This window comes from Clostridium tyrobutyricum, from assembly GCF_019144085.1.
GTDB lineage: Bacteria > Bacillota > Clostridia > Clostridiales > Clostridiaceae > Clostridium_B > Clostridium_B tyrobutyricum_A.
On the sequence record NZ_JAHHUY010000019.1, the window covers coordinates 1 to 23465 of the forward strand.

Here is a 23465-nt window from a genome sequence, read left to right on the forward strand (position 1 = left end):
ATTTTTTAGTGCGACAGCCCCTTATTTTTATGAAAAAACGGGGAAAACAGTACCTTTCCAATGAGATGTGAAGGTTATATCTATTTCTTTATAAATTTTGGTAAGTTTAATACAAAAGTTCATATTTCCTAGAATTTTAAATAAAAAGTATTATTTTTGAAATTAAAATGTTACCATATTATATCAATATTACAGTATGCTTATAATATATATTATAAGAAAGGAACTTAAATAAATTGAAAAATAAATTTATATTGATATTAATAGCTGTAATCGTAGCTATTATTCTAATACCTATACCAATAAAGAAATTATTTAAAATCAAATATATTTATGGAAATATTAATTCCAGTATTAGCAATAATAAGAATTATCTTAGTGATTATAGCACTGAGGAAAACACAGTAATATATTATATACCTCATCCTGATGATGAAACATTAAGTATGGGAATACCCATATTAAATGATATTAAAAATAAAAAAAATGTTCAGGTAGTGTTATTTACAGAAGGTGAAGATTCAGGTGCTATTAGTAATATAAATACTAAAATAGATAGATATCATATAATATTTAGAAAATACCATGTTATAGATAGAAGAGACATGGCAAATGCCAGAGTAGTAGAATTTATGAGGGCTTCTTTAATTTTAGGCATAAAACCTAAGAATATTCATTTTGAAAATTTTAGGTCTGGTAAACTAACTGAGTTAGAATGTAAGCAGACAATGCTAAAATATAAAAAAATGTTTCCTAATTCAGCATGTAGAACTACATCTACATTTGATGTAAATCCAGATCACAGGCATTTAGGTCAAGCCCTTTTTAAATTACATAAGGAAGGAATAATAAAAGATGCAGCATTCTTTTTAAGTCCCGAGGAATGGGATAAGACTATATATGGTAAAATTAATAATATAGTAACACCTATAGATATGAAAAAGATTGAGGAACCTATAAAAGGTAGTAATCCAAATCTTACTTTAGCATTTGTAGATGCACTTAATTCTTATAATTTATGGAATCCAACGGATGCTGATTATGCTGTTGGATATAATTCAGTAAAGGATTATTTTGATAATGTTACTAAATGTAAGATTAGTATGCTTATACCTGTAAAAGATATCAAAGTTATTGATGAAGGACCTATTGCAGTTCCACCATATAGAACTTATTTACAAAATACGATGAACACTATAGTAAAACGTGTTTTACTTACGATTCAAGATATAAGTAATTTATGGTTGAAGATTGGTAATATTGGATTATAAAAATTTTATTAATTTGTAAATAGAGTGATGTTATTAGAAACATTCATTTGTTTATTGTAGAGTTATTACAGTAAATAAGTGAATGTTTTTTAATTTTAATATTAAAAATAAATATTTAATATATAACATAAATTTCAATATTATGCAGATTATAAATACATAAATATATAAATTTTATCTTGTAATTATTTTGCCACTGATTTGTCATATTAGTGTAATAACATATATTAGAGTATATATAAATTTTGTAGTGAAAGGAGAGATTTAATTTGTCTTTTAGTTCTGTTCAATTTTTAATGTTTTTCCCAATTGTAGTTATTTTATATTTTCTTATACCATATAAATTGAGATGGATTTGGCTTCTTATAGCAAGTTATTATTTTTACGTAAGTTATAATCCTAAATATGTAGTTTTAATAGTTACAACTACAATAATTACATATATTATTGGTCTATTAATGGAAAAAGCAAATTTAATGAAAGACAAAAAACGTTCAATTAAAGTAAAAAAATTTTTTGTGTTCTTAAGTGTATCAAGCAATATAGGTATTTTAGCATTATTTAAGTATTATAATTTCTTTAGTACAAGTTTAATACACTTTTTTTCCAAGTTTAATATTTCTGTACATATGCCAACATTTGATTTCCTACTTCCAGTTGGAATTTCGTTTTATACATTTCAAGCTTTAAGTTATACTATTGATGTTTACAGACAAGATGTTAAAGTGGAAAAAAATTTAGGCAAATATGCTTTATTTGTATCATTTTTCCCACAATTATTATCAGGGCCTATTCAAAAATCAAAGACTTTTATACATCAAATTGATGAGAGACATTATTTTGATTATAACAGAGCAAAAAATGGTATCATATTGATGATATGGGGATATTTTCAAAAAACCATGGTTGCAGATAGAATAGGACAATTAGTTAATACTGTATATAGTAGACCTGGAGATTATAGAGGATTTGAAATAGTGATAGCCACAGTATTTTTTGGATTTCAACTTTATTGTGATTTTTCAGCCTATTCGAATATAGCTATAGGTGCAGCACAAGTTATGGGATTTAACTTATCCAAAAATTTTGAAAGACCATATTTTGCAAAATCAATACGGGAATTTTGGAGACGATGGCATATATCACTTACTAGTTGGTTTATGGATTATTTATATTTCCCATTAGGAGGCAGTAGATGCAGTAAGTTAAGAAAGCATTTTAATGTTATGGTTGTGTTTGTAGTAAGTGGCTTATGGCATGGCGCCGGTTTTACTTTTTTAATGTGGGGTTTATTACATGGTATATATTATATAATTGAAGATTTGCTAAAGCCTATAAAAAATAAATTTATAAAAAGATTTAACATTAAAACAAATATTTTTATTTATAAATTAATGGAAGTATTAATTACTTTTGCATTGGTTGATTTTGCATGGTTATTTTTTAGAGCAAATTCTTTCAAAAGTTCTTTGGTATTAATTAAAAATATGGTATATTTTAATCCTGAAATATTTATTAATGGTTCTTTATATAAACTTGGGTTGGATCATTTAAACTTTTTAGTAGCAATTTTGAGTTTGGTTATAGTTTTAATTGTTGATTTATTTCAGAGAAGAGAGAGTATTTCGGATAAATTATTAACTAGAAATATAGTATTTAGATGGTCTTTATATTTGGCATCTGTATTGTTTATATTAATATTTGGTGCATATGGATCTGATTATAATGTTCAACAATTTATATATTCTCAGTTTTAGGAGGAATATGTGTGATTAAAAAGGCAGTTATAAAGGGTGTTGTTTTTATAACTTTTTTATTGATAATTATTAATATTATTACACCAGCGTTTATATTAAAAACAAGCCATCGCGGTAAATTAATTGAAGGATTGTACAATCATACTGGAAATTCATATGATGTAGTTTTAATGGGTGGAAGCCATATGAATGGTGCCATAGATCCGAATGTATTATGGCATAATTATGGTATAACAAGTTTTAACTATGCAACAGGAGGTCAATCTATAGACGTTACTTATTATATGTTAAAAGAAATTTTAAAGAAACATAAAGTTTCTATAGCAGTAGTTGATGCATATTATTTAGCGAGAACTGCTGAATATGGTGATAAAGGATATATAAGTAATGCTGTTGATAATATGAAATTTTCTATAAATAAATTAGAAATAATACAAAATTGCATTCCTTTTGAAGATAGATTAAGTTATTTGTTACCTATGTTGAAATATCATAATAGATGGAAAGAGCTTACAAAAAAAGATTTCAATTATAGCAGTGCTGAAAATTATTATGCAAAAGGATTTGAGGCTGGTACTAATAGATATGGTAAGAATAATTCTACTGAAAATGTGAAACTACAAAGAATTTATAGTACTGTAGCTCTTCCACCTAAATCTTTAAGCTATCTAAATAAAATTATAAAATTATGTAAGGATAATAATTTGAAATTAATTTTGTTAAATACTCCATTTGACTATAATTCTGAGGGCAATTCAAATGATTGGTCTAAACAACAGCCTCAATTATTTAAAAAAGTATCTGAAATTGCCAATCAGAATAATATTCCATTTATTAATTATAATGATATGTTGGATGAAATAAATTTTGATTTTAAGAATGAAATGAATAATTCAGGACATGTAAATATATGGGGCGCTAGTAAAGTTACAATGGATTTTGGAGACTACTTGAAAAAAAATTATAATTTAGAAGATCATCGTAAGGATGTTATGTATAAACAGTGGGATATAGATTATAAATATTCTCAGGTAAAAAAGTATGTAAATAATAAAAGTTAATTGTTAAATTCATAACCAATAATTGTTAAATAAGTATATTTTAAAAATATACTATACTATTATAAAAACGATTAATAAAATAATTCAAATTATAATTATTAGGACTGATATGAAATATACCTATGAATATTATCGCATATTACTAAAAAATAAGTACATATAGAGGTGAATTTTACAGATTTAGTTATAAAAATTTTTATATATTATTAATTTTGAGCGTATTTGAATTATAAGAGAATCTTTATCTTATACATATAAACACATTGTAAATATATTTTATATGCTTATATTTGAAATATGAAGAATATATTTTTGATTTAGTTAACTGAGCACAGTTAAAATAATAACAATTAAATATAATAAAATAATAAAAAAATCACAGTTAATGTTAACTGTGATTTTTTAGCTATAGCTCAGCTATAATATTTCCTGTTTCAGTCAGATCATATCCTCCAATTCCTAGAAGTTCAGATTTAAATTCCTCAGAGCGTAATATATCTATTATTGATTTAAAAAGAGGTTTATTTAAATCATCTTTTTTTAATACCAATTCATATCTTTCTTTCTGAAGGGGTATAAAATCTATATTTTTTACTTGTAGACTGGTTTTTTCATTTCCTATAGCTACGTCTGCACCACCTCTGGCGACATTACTTGCTGCTGCAAGATGCGAGAAACATTCTCTATTATATCCACTTATATTAGTGCCTTCAATGTTAAGTAATCGCAAGTGTTCATCTAAAAGAATTCTGACTCCACAACCTTTTTCTCTATTTATTATGCTTATATCCGGTCTTTTTAAATCTTCCCATGTCTTAATATTCTTAGGATTTCCTTTTTGAACATAAAAACCTTCCATTCTACAGGCTAAATGAATTATTACAGTAGGAATACCTGGAACTAATCTTCTTACAAAAGGTATATTATATTGATTTGTATCACCATCCCATAAATGAGAGGTAGCTACTTGAACTTTACCAAGGTATAATGCAAGCAAACCATTATAACTTCCTACATAGGATCTGAAAGTTCTAATACCGGGTGAATGAAATTCTATATAACGTGATAATATATCAAGAAGTACATCTTGTCCGCAGATTACTAATTCACTGCTGTTACTGTTATTCTGTGGATCAAAAATATTTAAAGATGCTAGTCTATCATTTTTCACAGGATTAAAATTATCGGTGCTATTATTTTTTGTTTTATTTTTATATATTTCAACATCTTTTAAATCTACTCTAATTTTTTTCCCAACTTTGTAGCCATTTAATTCGCCTCTTTTAATTAGTTCATAGACTGTGTTTTTTGCTATTTTTAACATTTCAGCGACTTCTTGTGGAGTTAAAACTGTATTTTCTAACATATAATATCTCCTCTCATAAGTATATAATAAAATTAATTATTTAATAATATCATATACCATTATGATATTATTAATGATTTTAATACATATTTATTAAAAATACAAATTTATTTATAATTTGAATTATTCAATAAATATTTCAATAAATATTTTATTGAAATAAGTATATTTTAAAATTTATTTATAAAATAATAAAACGTAATAAAACATGAGCAAATCCATTTTTTTATTTATGTGTAAATATATATAAAATAATATAAATAAATAAATAGTAGCTATACAGTATAAATAAATAGATTAATATTTATGTAGGACATTCTACTGATAAGGTTATCATAAAAGCAATTCTTGATAAATCGTTAATTTTAGTATTGTCTTTTTGCATAATATGTGATATATTTTGTTATAAATTATTAAACACATAATTTTTAGCAAATTATTAAACACTAAAATTTATAGTAAAGGGAGAATGAAAAATGAGACAGGTAGCTATTTATGGAAAAGGTGGAATTGGAAAATCTACAACAACACAAAATCTTACTTCAGGATTGGCTGAGATGGGTAAACACATAATGGTAGTAGGTTGTGACCCAAAGGCAGATTCAACTAGATTACTTTTAGGTGGACTAGCACAGAAAACAGTTTTGGATACATTAAGAGAAGAAGGAGACGACGTTGATCTAGATTCAATATTAAAAGCAGGATATGGCAACATAAAATGTGTTGAATCAGGTGGACCAGAACCTGGAGTCGGATGTGCAGGAAGAGGTATAATTACTTCAATTAATATGTTGGAACAATTAGGAGCTTATACTGATGACTTGGATTATGTTTTCTATGATGTATTAGGTGATGTTGTTTGTGGTGGTTTTGCTATGCCAATACGTGAAGGTAAAGCTCAGGAGATATATATAGTAGCCAGTGGAGAAATGATGGCAATGTACGCAGCAAATAATATATCAAAAGGTATATACAAATTTGCTAGCTCAGGTGGAGTTAGATTAGGTGGCATTATATGTAACAGCAGAAAAGTAGACAATGAATATCAATTACTTGATTCATTTGCTAAAAAATTAGGCAGTCAGTTAATATACTTTGTACCAAGAAGTCCAGAGGTTACAAAGGCAGAAATAAATAAACAGACTGTTATACAATATGATCCAAAAGCTAAACAGGCAGATGAATATAGAGAATTGGCTAAGGCTATAGATGGAAATGATATGTTTGTAGTACCAAAACCTATGGCTCAAGAGGATTTAGAATCCATATTAATGGAACATGGTCTTATGGATGCTTAATTATATTAGTAAAAGTATTTATGCAAGGAGTATGGAATTGAATCTCTTACCATAAATACATGGGTAGGAGATTCACAAATAATGTTAGAATAGGCTAATTCTAACCTGATATATTTTAACACAGAAAAGGGGAATGTGCAATATGTTGATGATAAAAGCTATTATAAGACCAGATAAAACAGCTACTGTTCTTTCTGAATTATGTGATGCAGGGTTTCCAGCAGTTACTAAACTTGATGTAGTAGGTAGAGGTAAACAGAGGGGTGTAAAAGTAGGAGATATATTCTATGATGAAATTCCAAAACAGATGCTTTTAGTAGTAATAAGAGATGAGGATAAAGATGATATAGTAAAAATAATCACCAAAAATGCAAAAACTGGAACTAAGGGAGCATTTGGAGATGGAAAAATATTCATAACTCCTGTAGAAGAATCATATACGATAAGTTCAGGAACAAATAAATTATAGGAGGGTCTAATATGAAAGAAATTATGGCTATTATTAGAATGGACATGATAGGTAAGACTAAAGAAGCTCTTGCTGAAATTGGATTTCCTTCTATAACATGTAAAAGAGTTCTTGGACGTGGCAAGAAAAAGATTGCTTTTTCTTTAATTAAAGATTATATGACAGGGGAAGACATATCAGCTATACAAGATAAAAAAATTGCAGAACAGATATCTGAAGTACACAGACTTATTTCTAAAAGATTAGTTATTATATTATCAAAAGATGAAGATGTAAAAAAGATTGTGGATACTATAATAGAAACAAATAGAACGGGAAATCCTGGAGACGGAAAAATTTTTGTAACACCAGTTACTGATTCAATAAGGATAAGAACAGAAGAAATTGGAGATGCGGCTATTTAATTTTTATGAAAGGATGATTTTATGAAAAAGGAATGGAGTCAGATTATAGATGAAGTTTTGGAGCCATATCCGTCTAAAACTTATAAGAAAAGAAAAAAGCATATGGTTTTAAAGACAAAAGAAGATCCAAATCCTGTTATTGCAGCCAATATAAGAACTATACCAGGTGTAATTACTGCTAGAGGTTGTTGTTATGCTGGATGTAAAGGTGTTGTTATGGGTCCTATAAAAGATATGGTTCATATAACTCATGGACCAGTAGGATGTTCATTTTACACCTGGGGTGGTAGAAGATTTAAATCAAAAGCCAGTGAAGGCGGACAAAATTTTAATGAATATGTTTTTGGTACTGATATGCAGGAACAAAATATAGTTTTTGGTGGTGTAGATAAATTACAAAAATCTATAGATGAAGCAGTTGAAATTTTTCATCCAAAAGCTGTAGGTATATATGCAACTTGCCCTGTTGGACTTATAGGTGATGATATACAAGCAGTTGCATCTGCATCACAGAAAAAATATGGTATACCAGTACTTGCTTTTAGTTGTGAAGGTTATAAAGGTGTAACCCAATCAGCAGGTCACCATATAGCAAATAATACTGTTATGAGCGACATAATCGGAACTGGAACACACAAGCATAAACAACACTCAGTAAATGTATTAGGAGAATATAACATTGGTGGAGATTCATGGGAAATTGACAGAGTACTTAAAAAGATAGGTTATAATGTTGTAGCAACTCTTACTGGTGATGCAAGTTATGAAGATATACAAAATGCATATCAGGCAGACGTAAATTTAGTACAGTGTTATAGATCAATCAACTATATAGCAGGTATGATGGAAACTAAATATGGTATTCCATGGATTAAAGCCAACTTTATAGGAGTAGAGGCAACAGCCAGGACTTTGAGAGATTTAGCTAAAGTTTTTGATGAACCAGAATTGTATAAAAGAACAGAAGAAGTTATTGCCGAGGAAATTGGTGCAATTGAAGCTGATATACAATATTACAGAGAAAAACTTGAAGGAAAAACAGCTTGTTTATATGTGGGCGGATTGAGATCACAGACATATCAGGAATTACTTAAAGACCTTGGAGTAAAAACTATTCTTGCAGGTCATGAATTTGGACATCGTGATGATTATGAAGGAAGTAGTGTTATTCCGACAATAAAAGTTGATGCAGATAGTAAAAATATTCCTGAAATAACTGTTACTAAAGATGAAGAAAAATACCGTGTTATATTGCCAAAAGATAGAGCAGAAGCTCTTAGAGCAGAAGGAGTTCAGCTAGATGGCTATACTGGACTTGTATCTGAAATGGAAGATGATACATTGATGATAGATGATATAAATGGACATGAATTGGAAAAATTTATAAAAGAATTACATCCTGATATGTTCTTAACAGGAGTAAAAGAAAAATACGTTATTGAAAAAATGGGAGTTTTATCAAGGCAGCTTCATTCCTATGATTACACAGGTCCATATGCTGGATTTAAAGGAGCAGTGATATTTGCAAGAGAACTTGCAAGAGGAGTTTATACGCCAGCATGGAAGTATCTAACTCCACCATGGAAAAAACAACCATTATTAGATGGAAAAGTAGAAGAAGAAATAGCTGCAGGAGGTGAAAGATAATGTTAGATGCAACACCAAAAGAATTAGTAGAAAGAAAAGCTTTAAGAATAAATCCCGCTAAAACCTGTCAACCAGTTGGAGCTATGTATGCCGCTTTTGGTATCCATAATTGTCTTCCACACAGTCATGGTTCACAAGGTTGTTGTTCTTATCACAGGACAGTACTGTCAAGACATTTTAAGGAACCAGCAATGGCTTCATCAAGTTCATTTACTGAAGGTACCAGTGTATTTGGAGGCGGAGCTAATGTAAAAACAGCTGTTAAGAATATATTTGCAATGTATAATCCAGATATAATAGCTATTCATACGACTTGTTTATCTGAAACTTTAGGAGATGATTTACCTACTTATATAAGAGATATGGAAATACCAGAGGGAAAGCTTGTTATTCATACTAATACACCAAGTTATGTTGGATCACATGTTACTGGATTCTCAAATATGGTAGAAAGTATGGTTAGCTATCTTTCAGAAAATAGCGGAAAGAAAAATGGAAAGATCAATATAATACCTGGATTTGTAGAACCATCCGATATGAAAGAAATGAAGAGAATATTTAAGCTTATGGATATTCCATATATAATATTTCCAGATACAAATGGAGTATTTGATGTTCCAAATACAGGGGATTATAAGATATTTCCTAAAGGTGGAGCCAAGATCGAAGATATAGTAGATGCAGGAAATTCAGATACTACTATTGCTTTTGGAAGTTATGCTTCAGAAGCTGGAGCTAAAAAATTAGAAACTAAATGTAAAGTTCCTTTTAAGACATTAAATACTCCTATTGGAATTGACGCTATGGATGATTTGCTTATGACATTAGTTAAATTGACTGGCAAGGAAGTACCAGAGGAACTTGAAGAAGAGAGAGGTCAGCTTCTAGATTTAATGCTTGACAGTTCCCAGTATTTCACTGGTAAAAAGGTAGCTATAGCTGGTGACCCAGATGTAATTATTGCTCTTACCCAGTTTACCATTGCTTTAGGTATGATACCTAAATATGTAATAACTGGTACTCCAGGGAAGGAATTTGAGAAACAAATTAATGCTATGCTGGATGCGGCTGGAATAGAAGGAAGTGTTGTTAAGGCTAACACTGATTTATTTGAATTACATCAGCGTATAAAAAATGAAGGAGTAGATTTATTGATATCCAATACTTATGGAAAATATATTGCTAGAGAAGAGGATATACCATTTGTTAGATTTGGATTTCCAATAATGGATAGGTATGGACATCAGTATACTCCAAAGGTAGGATACTCTGGTGCAATAAAATTAGTTGAATCAATGTGCAATGCTATGTTGGATAAGGTAGAAAGAGAGTGCGCTGAAGAAGATTTTGAAGTTGTAAGATAGAATTTAACCTTTTGAATTCAGGATGAATATCATCCTGAATTCATTTTAAATAAAACTTTTGGAGGGGAGTTTATGGAGAATAGAACTGAAATTATAGAAGATAGAAAAGACTTTGTCTGTTATAACTCTAAAAATAAAAAAAATAAACTTAGATGTGAAGAAAATAGTGTATCTGGAGCAGTAAGCCAGAGAGCATGTGTATATTGTGGTGCAAGAGTAGTTCTAAATCCTATAACGGATGCCTTTCATTTAATACATGGTCCTATAGGATGTGCAGCTTATACATGGGACTTAAGAGGAAGTCTAACCAGTGGTTCTGAATTGTTTAGAAATAGTTTTTCTACAGACTTAAGTGAAACAGATGTTATATTTGGTGGAGAAAAAAAATTAAGAGCGGCTGTTGATGAAATTGTAGAGAAATATCATCCTAAAGTCATATTTATATACGCAACATGTATAGTTGGTGTTATTGGTGATGATATAGATTCAGTTTGTAAAATGGCGGAAGAAAAATATCATATAAGAGTAATACCAGTAAAATCTCCTGGATTTTCAGGAAGCAAATCCATGGGTTATAGAGCTGCATGTGATGCAATAATAAAACTTATAGGTGAAAATAAAAGCACAAAAAAGGTTAATGGAATTAATTATCTTGGAGATTTCAATCTGGCTGGTGAAGTTTGGGTAGTTGAAAATTATTTGAAGAGAATAGGTATTGATATAGTTTCTAAACTTACAGGTGATGGAAAGTATAATGAAATAATAAAAGCTCCAGAAGCTAAATTGAATATAGTTCAATGTGCAGGTTCTATGGGGTATTTAGCAAATAGAATGGAAGAAACCTATGATATTCCATTTATAAAAACAAGCTTTGTAGGTATAGAAGATAGTATAAATTCACTGATTCAAGTAGCAAGTCTTTTAGGAGATGAAGAAACTGTAAAGAGAGCAGAAGAACTTATAGAGTCAGAGCAAGAAAGAATAAAACCAGAAATGGATTATTATAGAAGCAGACTGGAAGGTAAGAAAGCAGCTATATATGTAGGTGGAGGATATAAAGCAATATCTCTTATAAAACAGTTTAAAGATCTTGGAATAGAAACTGTTATGGTAGGAACTCAAACGGGAAAACCTGAAGATTATGAAATAATCAGACAGATAACAAATGAGGGAACTGTAATATTAGATGATGCAAATCCTTATGAACTTGAAAAGTTTATGCTTGAAAAAGGAGCAGATATATTAGTAGGAGGAGTTAAAGAAAGACCTTTGGCATATAAACTTGGTGTTGCATTCTGTGACCACAATCATGAAAGAAAACATATATTAGCTGGATTTGGTGGAGCAGTAAATTTTGCAAAGGAGATAGATCTAACTGTAAATAGTCCTGTTTGGTCTTATGTATAAAAATTTTGAGGAGATGATTGAATATGAGTAATAAAAAACTTGTAAATGTAGATAACAATCCATGTAAAATGTGTATGCCAATGGGTGGGGTTATGGCTTTTAAGGGTATAGAGAACAATATGGTGATTTTACATGGATCTCAAGGTTGCAGTACTTACATTAGAAGACACATGGCTACGCACTATAATGAGCCTGTGGATATAGCATCATCTGCTCTTACTGAACAAGGTACTGTATACGGTGGCTCCAAAAATTTAAAAAAAGGTCTTCGTAATATGATTAAAATGTATAATCCAACTAGTATAGGAGTTCTTACTACTTGTTTGGCAGAAACTATAGGAGAAGATACAAAGAGAATAATTGAAGAATTTTATGAAGAAGAAAAAGATAATAAAGATATAAAAAATATAAAGATAATAACTGCACCTACTCCAGGCTATGGTGCCACACAGGCGGAAGGATATTATGTAGTATTAAGAAAAATTGTAGAACAAATTTGTGAAAAATCTGAAAATACAGGAAAATTAAATATAATATGCGGAAATTTAAATCCTGGAGATGTAAGAAATATAAAAAGTATACTGGATGATTTTAAAATAGGTTATACCCTATTACCAGATGTATCTAATACGCTTGATTCTGCACATAATGAAAAGTATAGAAGAATTCCAAAAGGTGGAACAAAATTAGAGGATATAAAGAAGATGTCAGGTGCTGTAGCTACAATTGAAATGGGTGTTACAATATCTGATGAAAATTCTCCAGGAGTATATTTAAGGGATAAATTTGGAGTTTCACTCTATAAATGTCCTATACCAATAGGGCTTAGAAATACAAATCAATTTATTTCTTTGATATCAAAGACAATGGGATTTTCCATACCTGATGATTATTTGGTACAAAGAGGAAGATATTTGGATGCAATGATAGATAATCATAAATATACAGGTGAAGCTAGAATAATTTTATATGGTGAACCTGAACTTGTATACGCTACTGCAAGGCTATGTCTGGAAAATGGAATACTTATTAAAATGATTGGTATGGGATCAAAAAATCCTGATTTGAGGGAAAAGCTTAAGGATGAACTTAAAAGCCAAAAGGAAGATTCTATTGTTTTAGATGATACTGATTTTGGAACTATGGAAAATTATGCAAGAAAATTAAAGATAAATTTACTTATAGGAAATTCTGATGGAAGAAGAATGGCTAAAAAACTTGGAATAAAGATGGTAAGAATAGGATTTCCTATTCATGATAGAGTTGGAGGTCAAAGACAGATACTAACAGGATATAATGGAGCTTCATTTTTAATAGACAGTGTAGCAAATGCTATGCTCGATATAACACAGAGTACTTATAGAGAAAAAGCATATAAAGATTACTATATTCCAATTATGGAAATGAGGAAGGGTGATAAAATGGAAATTAAAAAGGATGTAAAAATAGAAGATGTAGAAAAAAATCATATACTAAAATCAAATGCTGATAAAACCTGTACTCATCCCTGTTTTGGAGATAATGCACATAAATTTGCAAGAATGCATATCCCTGTAGCACCTAAATGTAATATAAGTTGTAACTACTGTAGTAGAAAGTATGATTGTGCAAATGAGAGTAGGCCTGGAGTTACAAGCAAGATTTTAACACCTGAGCAGGCACTTGAAAAATTCAAATTTGTTAAAAGTAAAATAAAAAATTTAACTGTTGTAGGTATAGCTGGTCCTGGAGATGCTTTAGCTAATTTTGACGAAGTAAAAAAATCTATTGAGCTTATAAGAAAAGAATCTCCTGAAACTACATTTTGTCTATCAACAAATGGACTTATGCTTCCGTTTTATGCAAATCAGCTTATAGAACTTGGAGTATCTCATGTTACAGTGACTATGAATGCTATAGATAAAAAAATAGGAGCTAAAATATATAGAGAAGTTAATTATTTGGGGCATAAATATACGGGAGAAGAAGGCGCAGAAATACTTCTAAATAATCAACTAAATGGAATCAGATATTTATGTTCAAAAGGAATAATATGTAAAGTTAATATGGTTATGTTAAAAGGTATAAATGATAAACATATAAAAAGTGTTGTTAAAAAAGTCAAAGAATGTGGAGCTTATATAACAAATATAATGCAGATGATACCAGTTCAAGGAAGTAAATTCGAGGATCTGCCATTGATTTCAAATGTAGAATTAAATTCAATGAGAAAAGAATGTGAAATAGACATGAAACAAATGTATCATTGTAAACAATGCAGAGCAGATGCAATAGGCACTTTAGGTGAAGATCGTTCCATAGATTTTAGAAATATAGGTTGTGGACACTGTGGAGCAATGGCGATTAATAAAAAAGATAAAAATGAGCCTGAAAAAGAAATTATAAAAGGTAAAAAATATAAATTTGCTATTTCTACAAAATCAGGCGTTAATATAGATCAACATTTTGGACATGCTAATGAATTCTATATTTATTCATATGAAGAAGGAACAATAAGACTTTTGGAAAAGAGAAACGTGGATAAATATTGTACAGGAATAGTTGAATGCGATGAACATGAAGACAAGATTTCAAAAACAATTAAAGCAATAGGTGATTGTAATGCTGTAATTGCACTTAGAGCTGGAATTGAACCTACAGAAAAGCTAAAAGCAAATGGAATTAAGGTTATTGAAATGTATGATTCCATAAATAAGGGTATCAATAGAGCTGCTAAAATATTAGAAGAAACTGAGTTGTTACAAAAAAAGATAAATATAAAATAATAGTTTTAAAATTAAAATTAAGAAGGTGATATATATGTCCATTATAATAAAAAATAATAAAAAATTTATTATAGATAGAACTTTACCTGAAATAATGAAAAGATTAGAGAAAGTTGATGAAAGTCACTTAGAAAAATTCTTGATGTTGGTGGAAAGAGTAGGAGTGGATTTAATTGAAGTTAATAAATTCACTTTGGATAAGATTAAAGTTCTTCCTGAAAAATTACATTATATATATAGAGTGGACGATATATCACATATATATTTTTTAGATAACTATATGTGTAATTTTAAATATGTAATTTTAGATTATAAAAAAATTTTTTCTTTAGATAATGATACTTTAGATAAATTAAAAGGTAGAAAGATAATACTTGAAGTAGATATAAAAATTTTGGATAAATTAATTTGTGATTCAGATAATAAATTATTTAGTAAATTGAATATAGATTCTATAAGAATAAAAAATGTTGTAAAGTATAATTTATCAGGATGGGGCAAAATGATTCAACAGATAAAGGATAGATTTTCTGCAAATGTAGGTTTTTGTGCAGATAATAAATTTTATATGGCTACCTCAATAAGTATAGAAGCCTTGAATGATGATACTGATTTTGTTACAGCAGCTTTTAATGGAGAGATTTATGGATTTGCTTCTTTAGAAGAAGTTCTATTAGGGATCAAGGTTGTAAAACAAGCTATAGTATCCGGAGATTTAAGGTATATACAAGAACTGACTAAAATATATACACAATTAACTAGTCAAAAGGTATATTGTATGAAGCCGGTAATAGGAGAAGATATTTTTAAATGTGAATCTGGTATACATGTAGATGGAATAGAAAAAAATACACATACCTATGAACCTTATAATCCAGATGATATCGGATCAAAACGGACTATATATATTGGAAAACACTCGGGAAAAAAGGCAGTAGTATTGAGACTTAATTCTCTTAATATAGATTGTAATGAACTGGATATAAATAAATTTTTAAATAAAGTAAGAGAAACCAGTATTAGATTGAAGCGGAATATATTGGATAAAGAATTAGTTCAAATTTATAATGATTTTAAGGATGCATGTTTGAGATGAGGTGATATAAATGGATATCAATATTGTAGATACTACATTGAGAGATGGTGAACAGAAAGCCTGTATAGCTTTAGATATGGATCAAAAAGTTAAAATTGCCAAAATTTTAGACGAAATGGGAGTTGGTCAGATAGAAGCTGGAGTGGCAGCTATGGATGGAGAAGAAAAAGAGAGCATTAAAAAGATAATGAGTCTTGGATTAAACAGTAAAATATCATCATGGAATAGAATGAATATTCAAGATATAGATGATTCTATAGATTGTGGTGTAGACATAATTCACATATCCATTCCTTCATCAGATTTACAGATTAAATCAAAATTAAGAAAGGATAGAGATTGGGTTATAAATAATGTAAGGAAATGTATTGCATATACATTAGATAAAGGCTATGAGGTAACCATAGGGTTAGAGGATGCCAGTAGAGCTGATATAAATTTTTTGATTGAATTATGTATAACTGTATCTGAAATGGGAGTAAAGAGAGTTAGATACGCAGATACAGTTGGAATCTTATATCCAAGAAAAATTTTCTATCATCTAAAAAAATTAATTCAGGAGGTTCCATTAGAAATAGAAATTCATGTACATAATGATTTTGGAATGGCACTTGCCAATTCTTTAGGAGCCATTGAAGCAGGAGCCAAATATGTGAATTGCACTGTTACAGGTATTGGTGAACGTGCTGGCAATTGTGATTTCTTAAAATTCATAAAAATATTAGATGGAGTAACTGGAGAGAAGGCCTCTAATAGAAGTTTTGATGATTTAGTAGGTATGGAACAACAAATCAGGGAAATAATTAATTATGCATAATACAATATACAACTCAATTAGAAAATAATGCTGTAGATCACATTGTATCTACAGCATTATTTATGTATTGTAAATAATTTGTCCAATTATTACGAATTTTAATATTTGTTTTTAAAAAAACATTCGTATTTTTATTGACTGAAATGTTGAGTTCTGATACCATAATGAAGGAGGGATGCGTTTTGAAGGAAAAATATGATATTATAATAGTTGGCGCGGGTCCTGCTGGTATATTTACCGCTTTAGAGATTACAAAACTAAATAGTAATCTAAATGTACTTATAGTAGATAAAGGTAGAAATATAGAGAATAGAAAATGTCCAGAAAGAATAACTGGAAAATGTTTAAAATGTAATCCTTGTGCTATAACTTTTGGTTGGTCAGGAGCAGGGGCTTTTTCTGATGGAAAGCTTTCTTTAAGTCCAGAAGTTGGTGGAAGGATTTTAGAATACTTCTCGGAAGAAGAGTGTAAAGAATTAATAAAATATTGTGACGATATATATTTAAGCTTTGGAGCAAATAAGACTGTTTATGGATTAAATAGTGAAAAAATTGATAAAATAAAATACGAATCAAGTAAATACAATATAAGGCTTGTGGAATGTCCTGTAAGACATTTGGGAACAGAATTTGCCTATGATGTACTTAAAAAAATGTATTATCATCTTATTGAAAACACAAATACAGAGTTTAGTGAGCTTACAAACGTTCAGAAAATTATTGAAAAAGATGGAAAAATAAAAGGTGTAAAAGTTGAAAAAAAAGGTGAAATTCAATGCATCGAAGCAAAGTATGTAGTTGTTGCTCCTGGAAGAGGGGGAGCAGAATGGTGGGCTTCTGAGTCTAAAAAACTCAACTTAAAAACTGTAAATAACGCTGTTGATATTGGAGTTAGAGTTGAAGTACCAAATTCTATAATGGATCATCTTACAAAGGATCTATATGAAGCTAAATTAGTATATTATTCAGATACCTTTGACAATAAAGTTAGAACTTTTTGCATGAATCCAGGTGGAGTAGTTTCAGAAGAACACTATGATGATGGAAGTATAGCTGTTGTAAATGGACACAGTTATTCAGAAAAAAAATTAAGAACAGATAATACAAATTTTGCAATGCTTGTTTCAACATCATTTACAGAGCCTTTTGATAGACCAATAGCCTATGGAAAATATATTGCGGAACTTGGCAACATGCTAACTGGTGGAGGAATAATGGTTCAAAGACTTGGAGATTTATTGAAAGGGAGAAGAACCAACTATTCAAGACTTAAAAAATCAACCACAGTACCAACATTAAAGTCTGCAGTACCTGGGGATTTGAGTTTTGTACTGCCCCAAAGACATTTGACATCCATAGTTGAGTCAATTAAAGCTTTTGATAAAGTAGCACCTGGTCTTTACAGTAAAAATACACTTCTTTATGGTGTGGAAGTTAAATTTTATTCAAGCAAATTTGCAACAAATAATAATTTCGAAACTAAAATAGAGAATTTATACACTATAGGAGATGGTGCTGGTATTACAAGAGGACTTATGCAGGCATCTACTACAGGAATAGTTGTTGCAAGAGATATTTCTAAAAAGGAATAGACTTTTGAATTTTGTTATGGATTATGATATATAAATAACGAGGAGGAAATTTTATGTCAGCGTTTATTGTTTTAGGAGCTCAATGGGGAGATGAAGGCAAGGGTAAAATGACAGATTATCTTGCCAAAGAAGCAGATGTAGTAGTTAGATTTCAGGGGGGGAATAATGCAGGTCATACTGTTGAAGTAGATGATAAACAATATAAGCTTCATCTTATACCTTCGGGAATATTGTATAAAAACAAATTGAATGTAATAGGTAATGGTGTAGTTTTAGATCCAAAGGCACTTTTTGAAGAAATAAATTATCTAAAAAAAAATGGAGTTAATGTAACTGCAGACAATCTTATAATCAGTGACAGGGCACATCTTATTATGCCTTATCATAAAGTTTTGGATGGTATTAAAGAAAAATCAAGAGGAAAGAATGATATAGGAACTACAGGAAAAGGCATAGGACCGTGTTATACTGACAAAATGGAAAGAAGCGGTATAAGAGTATGTGATTTGATGCATAAAGAAGTATTTTATAATAATCTAAAGAATAATTTAGAAATAAAAAATGAAATAATAAGTAAAGTATATGGAGGAGAAAAGCTGAATTTGGATTCAATATATAAGGAGTATACTGTATATGCTGAAAAATTAGCTCCTTTTGTCAAGGATATATCTGTAGAAGTATATGATTGCATAAAATCAAATAAAAATGTACTCTTTGAAGGGGCTCAAGGTACTTTACTTGATATAGATTACGGAACATATCCTTTTGTAACATCTTCAAGTACTATTGCTGGAGGAGTATGCATTGGTTCAGGAATTGGACCTACAATGATAAACGGAGCAGTAGGTATAGCAAAGGCTTATACTACAAGGGTTGGAAAAGGACCATTTCCAACTGAATTGAATGATGAGACAGGAAACTGGATAAGAGAACAGGGACATGAATATGGTGTTACTACAGGAAGAGCAAGAAGATGCGGCTGGCTTGATCTGGTAATACTTAAGACAAGTAGCAGAATTTCAGGTTTAACAAGCTTTGCAGTTACCAAAATTGATACTTTGGGTGGACTTGATAAAATAAAGGCATGTGTTGGATATAAATTTAATGGAAAAGTTATAGATTATGTACCTGCAAGCCTTGAAGATCTGGCAAAATGTGAGCCTGTATATGAGGAATTTGATGGATGGGATGAAAACATTAAAAATGCAAGAGATTATAATTCATTCCCAGAAAACGCTAAAAAATATATAAGTAGAATAGAAGAATTTACAGGTACTAAAGTATCAATAGTATCTGTAGGTCCTGAAAGAGACCAAACTATAAAGAGATCTGAAATATAAATATATGAAGATTAAACAACTATTAACAGTAAAAATGTTAATAGTTGTTTTTTGTATTATATAATTGTATGTGTAAAATTTTCATGTTAAAATCAGAGTATACTAATCCCCAAAAGGAGGAAATAAATTTTGAATAAAGTAGTCTCGGAAAAAGAATTTGAAATTAATTACTATGAAGTGGATTTTAAGAAACAATTACTTATAACTAGTCTTATGAATTATTTTGATGATGTAGCTACAAAGCAATCTGAAGATATAGGCGGCGGACTTGATTATATGAGAAACAAAGGTATAGCATGGGTATTGTACAAGTGGGACATTACGATTAAAAGATATCCTATGTTTAGAGAAAAAATAAAAGTAATAACGAGTTCATATTCTCTTAGGAAATTTTATGGTTATAGAACTTTTGAAGTTTTTGATAAAAATAATAATATTATATGTAGTGCCAATTCAGTATGGCTTCTTATAGATATAAACAAGAGAAGAGCCAAGAGAATAACCGAGGATATTTACAAAATGTACGGTCTTACTGAAAAAGATAATAAGCCGCTTATAATAGAAAATGTACATTTACCTGAAAAGTTTGACTCTGAAAGACATTTTGATGTAAGGTACAGTGATATAGACACCAATAATCATGTAAATAATGTTAAATATGTAGATTGGGCAATAGAGACTATACCTATAGACATTGTATTAAAGTATTCATTGGAAAACTTAAATATAACTTATAAAAAAGAAGCTGTCTATGGAGAAAATGTAAAATCTTCTACTAAAGTCCAAAAAACAGATTGTGGATATATAGGCTTACATAAGATTTCTGATAATAGTAATAAAGAACTATGTGTTATAAAAACTATATGGAAAAATAAAAAATAGTGCTGACTGTATTAATTACCAGCAGCACTAGTGCCAGATATGAAGCCGGAACTCCAGCACCATTGTAAATTGAATCCACCACAGTCACCGTCCACATCCAAAACTTCTCCTGCAAAATATAGATTCTTAATCTTAGTTGACTCAAGAGTTTTTGAATTTACTTCAAAAGTATTAACTCCACCAGAGGTAACTTGTGAGTTCCTAAAGGAATTAGTATCATATACAGAAAATTTCCATGATTTCAAAATATGTATTATTTTTATTTTTTCTTTCCAATTGAGTTGAAATACAGGCTCATGTATATTATCTATGGAAGCTTCTTTTAAAATAATAGGTATTAATTTTTTGTTTATAATACCTATAAATGAATCATGAATACTTCTGTAATTAAGCAAACCCCAATGATTCTCAAAAAAGTCTATAAGCTGTTTTTCATTTAAATTAGGAAATAAATCTATATTTAAAGATACTTCTTTTTTATTGATTAAATTTCGTGATGCTATTCCGCTTATTTGTAGTATAGGAGGTCCTGATATGCCGTAGTCAGTGAAAAGTATTTCACCATATTCCTTTTTTAGGGATTTTTTATCTGCGAATATTTCACAAGTACCATTAAATTTTATTCCAGATAATGCTTTTAGCCTATTATGTTTTAATTTTAATTGAACCAAGGATGGGGTAGGTAATATTATGCTGTGACCAAGTTTTTTGGAAAGTAAAAATCCAGATCCGTCAGACCCAGTATAGGCAGCGGATTTTCCACCAGTGCATATTATAATCTTTTTACATTTAAATGTTTTATTATTGCATATTATATTAAAATTCTGATTTTCTTTTATTATATCTTTTACTTTACAATCTAGATACACAGGAATTTGTCTATCATTTATGGACATCTTCAGTATATCCAATACAGATGAAGCTTGAAGAGACAGGGGATACATTCTTCCATCTTCTAATTTTGTAAGAGGAAGTCCTAGTGCACTAAAAAAGTCAATGGTATCTTTATATGTAAATTTATTTAATACATCTTTAAAAAAATATTTATTTGTACTGTGATATCTATCTAAACTAATATTTGTATTTGTTATATTACATCTTCCATTTCCAGTAGTTAATATTTTTGTGCCTATTCTATGATTTCCTTCCAATACAGCAGTATCTTTTCCGCTGTTTTTAGCTGTAATTGCTGCCATCAATCCGGATGCACCAGCACCAATTATAATAATATCGTGAAACAAAATAATATCACCTCTTAGTGTAAATTAAAATTAATTATACAGTATATTTCAATTTAATGCATTTAAATAACTATTATATAGTTAAATATATTATAATAGTATTTGATAGATATATAAATCTTAAGATAGGTGATGTGTATGCTAAAGATATATGCGGTATCTGATTCTATTGGTGAAACTGCAGAACAGGTGGCAAGAGCAGTAGCTTGTCAATTTTGTGGCGGTGTACAGGTAATAAAAGTACCATATATTAAAAGTTATGAAAATGTTAACGATTTTATAGGTGGATTAGAAAAACATAAAAATATAATGATTATATCTACTATAATTTTAGTTGAGGTTAGAGAATTTTTGACACAAAGATGTATAGAAAGTGGTATAGCTATAAATAATATACTTGGTCCATGTATAAGTATGGCAGCTAGAATACTTAATAAAATACCAGATTACAGACCTGGTGCCGTTTGGGAGATGGATTCTAAATACTATGATAAAATAAAAGCTATGGAGTTTGCAATGCAGTATGATGATAGCAAAAATAATTCTGGTATAAAATATGCTGATATTATACTAATTGGATTGTCGAGAACTTCCAAAACACCTATTTGCATGTATTTAGCTAATAAAGGTATAAAGGCCATTAATATACCTCTTATGCCTGAGATACCTGTTCCCAAGGAATTGTTTGAGGTAGATAGACATAAGATAATAGCACTTACTATAGATCCAATAAGATTAATAGAAATAAGAAAGGGAAGATTGGATAGCTACAATACGACTAATAATAATATTAAATATGCTGATGGAGAAAGAGTACTTCAGGAATTGGATTATGCTGACAGAATTATGAAAAGATTAAGTTGTAAAGTAATTGATGTTACTAAAAGAGCAATTGAAGATACTGCTTTGATTATAATGGATTATGCAGGATATATGAACATGGAATAATGTAGTTTAAAACATGAAAATTGAAATTTATAAATTAAATTGTATAAAAAATAAAAAAAAGTGTTGACACGTGGGCAAATATTTTGTATCATATACTATGTCAGGTCGCGAGATAAGATCTGACGGCAAGGCCCCTTGGTCAAGTGGTTAAGACACCACCCTTTCACGGTGGTAACAGCAGTTCAAGTCTGCTAGGGGTCACCATATATATGGGCGCATAGCTCAGCTGGGAGAGCATCTGCCTTACAAGCAGAGGGTCACAGGTTCGAGCCCTGTTGTGCCCACCATATAGTGGCTTAGTAGCTCAGATGGTTAGAGTGCCGGCCTGTCACGCCGGAGGTCGTGGGTTCGATCCCCATCTAAGTCGCCATTTATTATTATTTAGTAATGTAATAATAAATACATATAATTAAATAAGGCCCCTTGGTCAAGCGGTTAAGACACCACCCTTTCACGGTGGTAACAGCAGTTCAAGTCTGCTAGGGGTCACCATTTGTGGGCGCATAGCTCAGCTGGGAGAGCATCTGCCTTACAAGCAGAGGGTCACAGGTTCGAGCCCTGTTGTGCCCACCACATAATGGCTTAGTAGCTCAGATGGTTAGAGTGCCGGCCTGTCACGCCGGAGGTCGTGGGTTCGATCCCCATCTAAGTCGCCATTTGCTGGCATAGCTCAGCTGGTAGAGCAACTGACTTGTAATCAGTAGGTCGTGGGTTCGATGCCTACTGTCAGCACCAAAGAA

Annotated in this window: 18 protein-coding genes and 7 tRNA genes; 23 read left to right on the forward strand and 2 right to left on the reverse strand. The window is 30.0% G+C overall.

What is annotated here, in order from left to right:
- Positions 1–236 precede the first annotated feature (236 nt).
- The 3 genes from KM800_RS09505 to KM800_RS09515 all read left to right on the forward strand — a co-directional run bounded on the left by KM800_RS09505 (position 237) and on the right by KM800_RS09515 (position 4089).
- Positions 237–1271 carry a PIG-L deacetylase family protein gene (locus KM800_RS09505; RefSeq protein WP_217812870.1) on the forward strand — a complete coding sequence of 345 codons (1035 nt, stop codon included), beginning with the start codon at positions 237–239 and terminating at the stop codon, positions 1269–1271.
- Positions 1272–1540: 269 nt separating this feature from the next.
- Positions 1541–3028, forward strand: a complete 1488-nt coding sequence (locus tag KM800_RS09510) for an MBOAT family O-acyltransferase (protein ID WP_217812871.1) — start codon at positions 1541–1543, stop codon at positions 3026–3028.
- 11 nt (positions 3029–3039) lie between these two features.
- Positions 3040–4089, forward strand: a complete 1050-nt coding sequence (locus KM800_RS09515; protein ID WP_217812872.1) for a DUF1574 domain-containing protein — start codon at positions 3040–3042, stop codon at positions 4087–4089.
- A gap of 406 nt (positions 4090–4495) precedes the next feature.
- Here KM800_RS09515 and KM800_RS09520 read toward each other — a convergent pair whose 3' ends face one another.
- Positions 4496–5455 (reverse strand): helix-turn-helix transcriptional regulator, encoded by a 960-nt coding sequence (locus tag KM800_RS09520; RefSeq protein WP_217812873.1) that lies wholly within the window; start codon positions 5453–5455, stop codon positions 4496–4498.
- 476 nt (positions 5456–5931) lie between these two features.
- On the opposite strand from KM800_RS09520, the gene nifH reads away from it, so the two are divergent.
- The 12 genes from nifH (at position 5932) to KM800_RS09580 (ending at position 20536) form a co-directional block, all read left to right on the forward strand.
- The gene (nifH, locus tag KM800_RS09525) at positions 5932–6753 is read left to right on the forward strand and encodes a nitrogenase iron protein (RefSeq protein WP_217812874.1); all 822 of its coding nucleotides are present in this window, start codon (positions 5932–5934) and stop codon (positions 6751–6753) included.
- A 142-nt stretch (positions 6754–6895) separates the two neighbouring features.
- Positions 6896–7222, forward strand: a complete 327-nt coding sequence (locus tag KM800_RS09530; RefSeq protein ID WP_217812875.1) for a P-II family nitrogen regulator — start codon at positions 6896–6898, stop codon at positions 7220–7222.
- 11 nt (positions 7223–7233) lie between these two features.
- Positions 7234–7626, forward strand: coding sequence for a P-II family nitrogen regulator (locus tag KM800_RS09535; protein WP_217812876.1), 393 nt, complete (start codon positions 7234–7236; stop codon positions 7624–7626).
- A 21-nt stretch (positions 7627–7647) separates the two neighbouring features.
- Positions 7648–9273, forward strand: coding sequence for a nitrogenase molybdenum-iron protein alpha chain (gene nifD / locus KM800_RS09540; RefSeq protein WP_217812877.1), 1626 nt, complete (start codon positions 7648–7650; stop codon positions 9271–9273).
- Positions 9273–10637, forward strand: coding sequence for a nitrogenase molybdenum-iron protein subunit beta (gene nifK, locus KM800_RS09545; protein WP_217812878.1), 1365 nt, complete (start codon positions 9273–9275; stop codon positions 10635–10637). The genes nifD and nifK overlap by 1 nt, the downstream gene beginning before the upstream one ends.
- A 72-nt stretch (positions 10638–10709) precedes the next feature.
- Positions 10710–12044 (forward strand): nitrogenase iron-molybdenum cofactor biosynthesis protein NifE, encoded by a 1335-nt coding sequence (gene nifE, locus KM800_RS09550; RefSeq protein ID WP_217812879.1) that lies wholly within the window; start codon positions 10710–10712, stop codon positions 12042–12044.
- 23 nt (positions 12045–12067) lie between these two features.
- On the forward strand, positions 12068–14809 hold the full coding sequence (nifB, locus tag KM800_RS09555; protein WP_217812880.1) for a nitrogenase cofactor biosynthesis protein NifB: 2742 nt from the start codon (positions 12068–12070) through the stop codon (positions 14807–14809).
- A gap of 34 nt (positions 14810–14843) precedes the next feature.
- Positions 14844–15905 carry a homocitrate synthase gene (locus KM800_RS09560; protein WP_217812881.1) on the forward strand — a complete coding sequence of 354 codons (1062 nt, stop codon included), beginning with the start codon at positions 14844–14846 and terminating at the stop codon, positions 15903–15905.
- Between the two features lie 10 nt (positions 15906–15915).
- Positions 15916–16722 (forward strand): homocitrate synthase, encoded by an 807-nt coding sequence (locus KM800_RS09565; RefSeq protein ID WP_217812882.1) that lies wholly within the window; start codon positions 15916–15918, stop codon positions 16720–16722.
- 182 nt (positions 16723–16904) lie between these two features.
- Positions 16905–18314, forward strand: coding sequence for an NAD(P)/FAD-dependent oxidoreductase (locus tag KM800_RS09570; RefSeq protein ID WP_217812883.1), 1410 nt, complete (start codon positions 16905–16907; stop codon positions 18312–18314).
- A gap of 53 nt (positions 18315–18367) precedes the next feature.
- Positions 18368–19654, forward strand: coding sequence for an adenylosuccinate synthase (locus KM800_RS09575; RefSeq protein WP_217812884.1), 1287 nt, complete (start codon positions 18368–18370; stop codon positions 19652–19654).
- 129 nt (positions 19655–19783) lie between these two features.
- Positions 19784–20536, forward strand: a complete 753-nt coding sequence (locus KM800_RS09580; protein WP_217812885.1) for an acyl-[acyl-carrier-protein] thioesterase — start codon at positions 19784–19786, stop codon at positions 20534–20536.
- A gap of 11 nt (positions 20537–20547) precedes the next feature.
- Here KM800_RS09580 and KM800_RS09585 read toward each other — a convergent pair whose 3' ends face one another.
- Entirely contained in the window at positions 20548–21777 is a 1230-nt protein-coding gene (locus KM800_RS09585; RefSeq protein ID WP_217812886.1) for an NAD(P)/FAD-dependent oxidoreductase, read from the reverse strand.
- Positions 21778–21915: 138 nt separating this feature from the next.
- On the opposite strand from KM800_RS09585, the gene KM800_RS09590 reads away from it, so the two are divergent.
- The 8 genes from KM800_RS09590 to KM800_RS09625 all read left to right on the forward strand — a co-directional run bounded on the left by KM800_RS09590 (position 21916) and on the right by KM800_RS09625 (position 23460).
- Positions 21916–22725 carry a pyruvate, water dikinase regulatory protein gene (locus KM800_RS09590; protein WP_217812887.1) on the forward strand — a complete coding sequence of 270 codons (810 nt, stop codon included), beginning with the start codon at positions 21916–21918 and terminating at the stop codon, positions 22723–22725.
- A 129-nt stretch (positions 22726–22854) separates the two neighbouring features.
- A tRNA-Glu gene (locus tag KM800_RS09595) sits at positions 22855–22929 on the forward strand.
- A gap of 7 nt (positions 22930–22936) precedes the next feature.
- A tRNA-Val gene (locus KM800_RS09600) sits at positions 22937–23012 on the forward strand.
- Positions 23013–23018: 6 nt separating this feature from the next.
- Positions 23019–23095: transfer RNA gene (locus KM800_RS09605), tRNA-Asp, on the forward strand.
- A 47-nt stretch (positions 23096–23142) separates the two neighbouring features.
- Positions 23143–23217: transfer RNA gene (locus KM800_RS09610), tRNA-Glu, on the forward strand.
- 5 nt (positions 23218–23222) lie between these two features.
- A tRNA-Val gene (locus KM800_RS09615) sits at positions 23223–23298 on the forward strand.
- A 6-nt stretch (positions 23299–23304) separates the two neighbouring features.
- A tRNA-Asp gene (locus KM800_RS09620) sits at positions 23305–23381 on the forward strand.
- Between the two features lie 3 nt (positions 23382–23384).
- Positions 23385–23460 (forward strand) — tRNA-Thr (locus KM800_RS09625).
- Positions 23461–23465 lie beyond the last annotated feature (5 nt).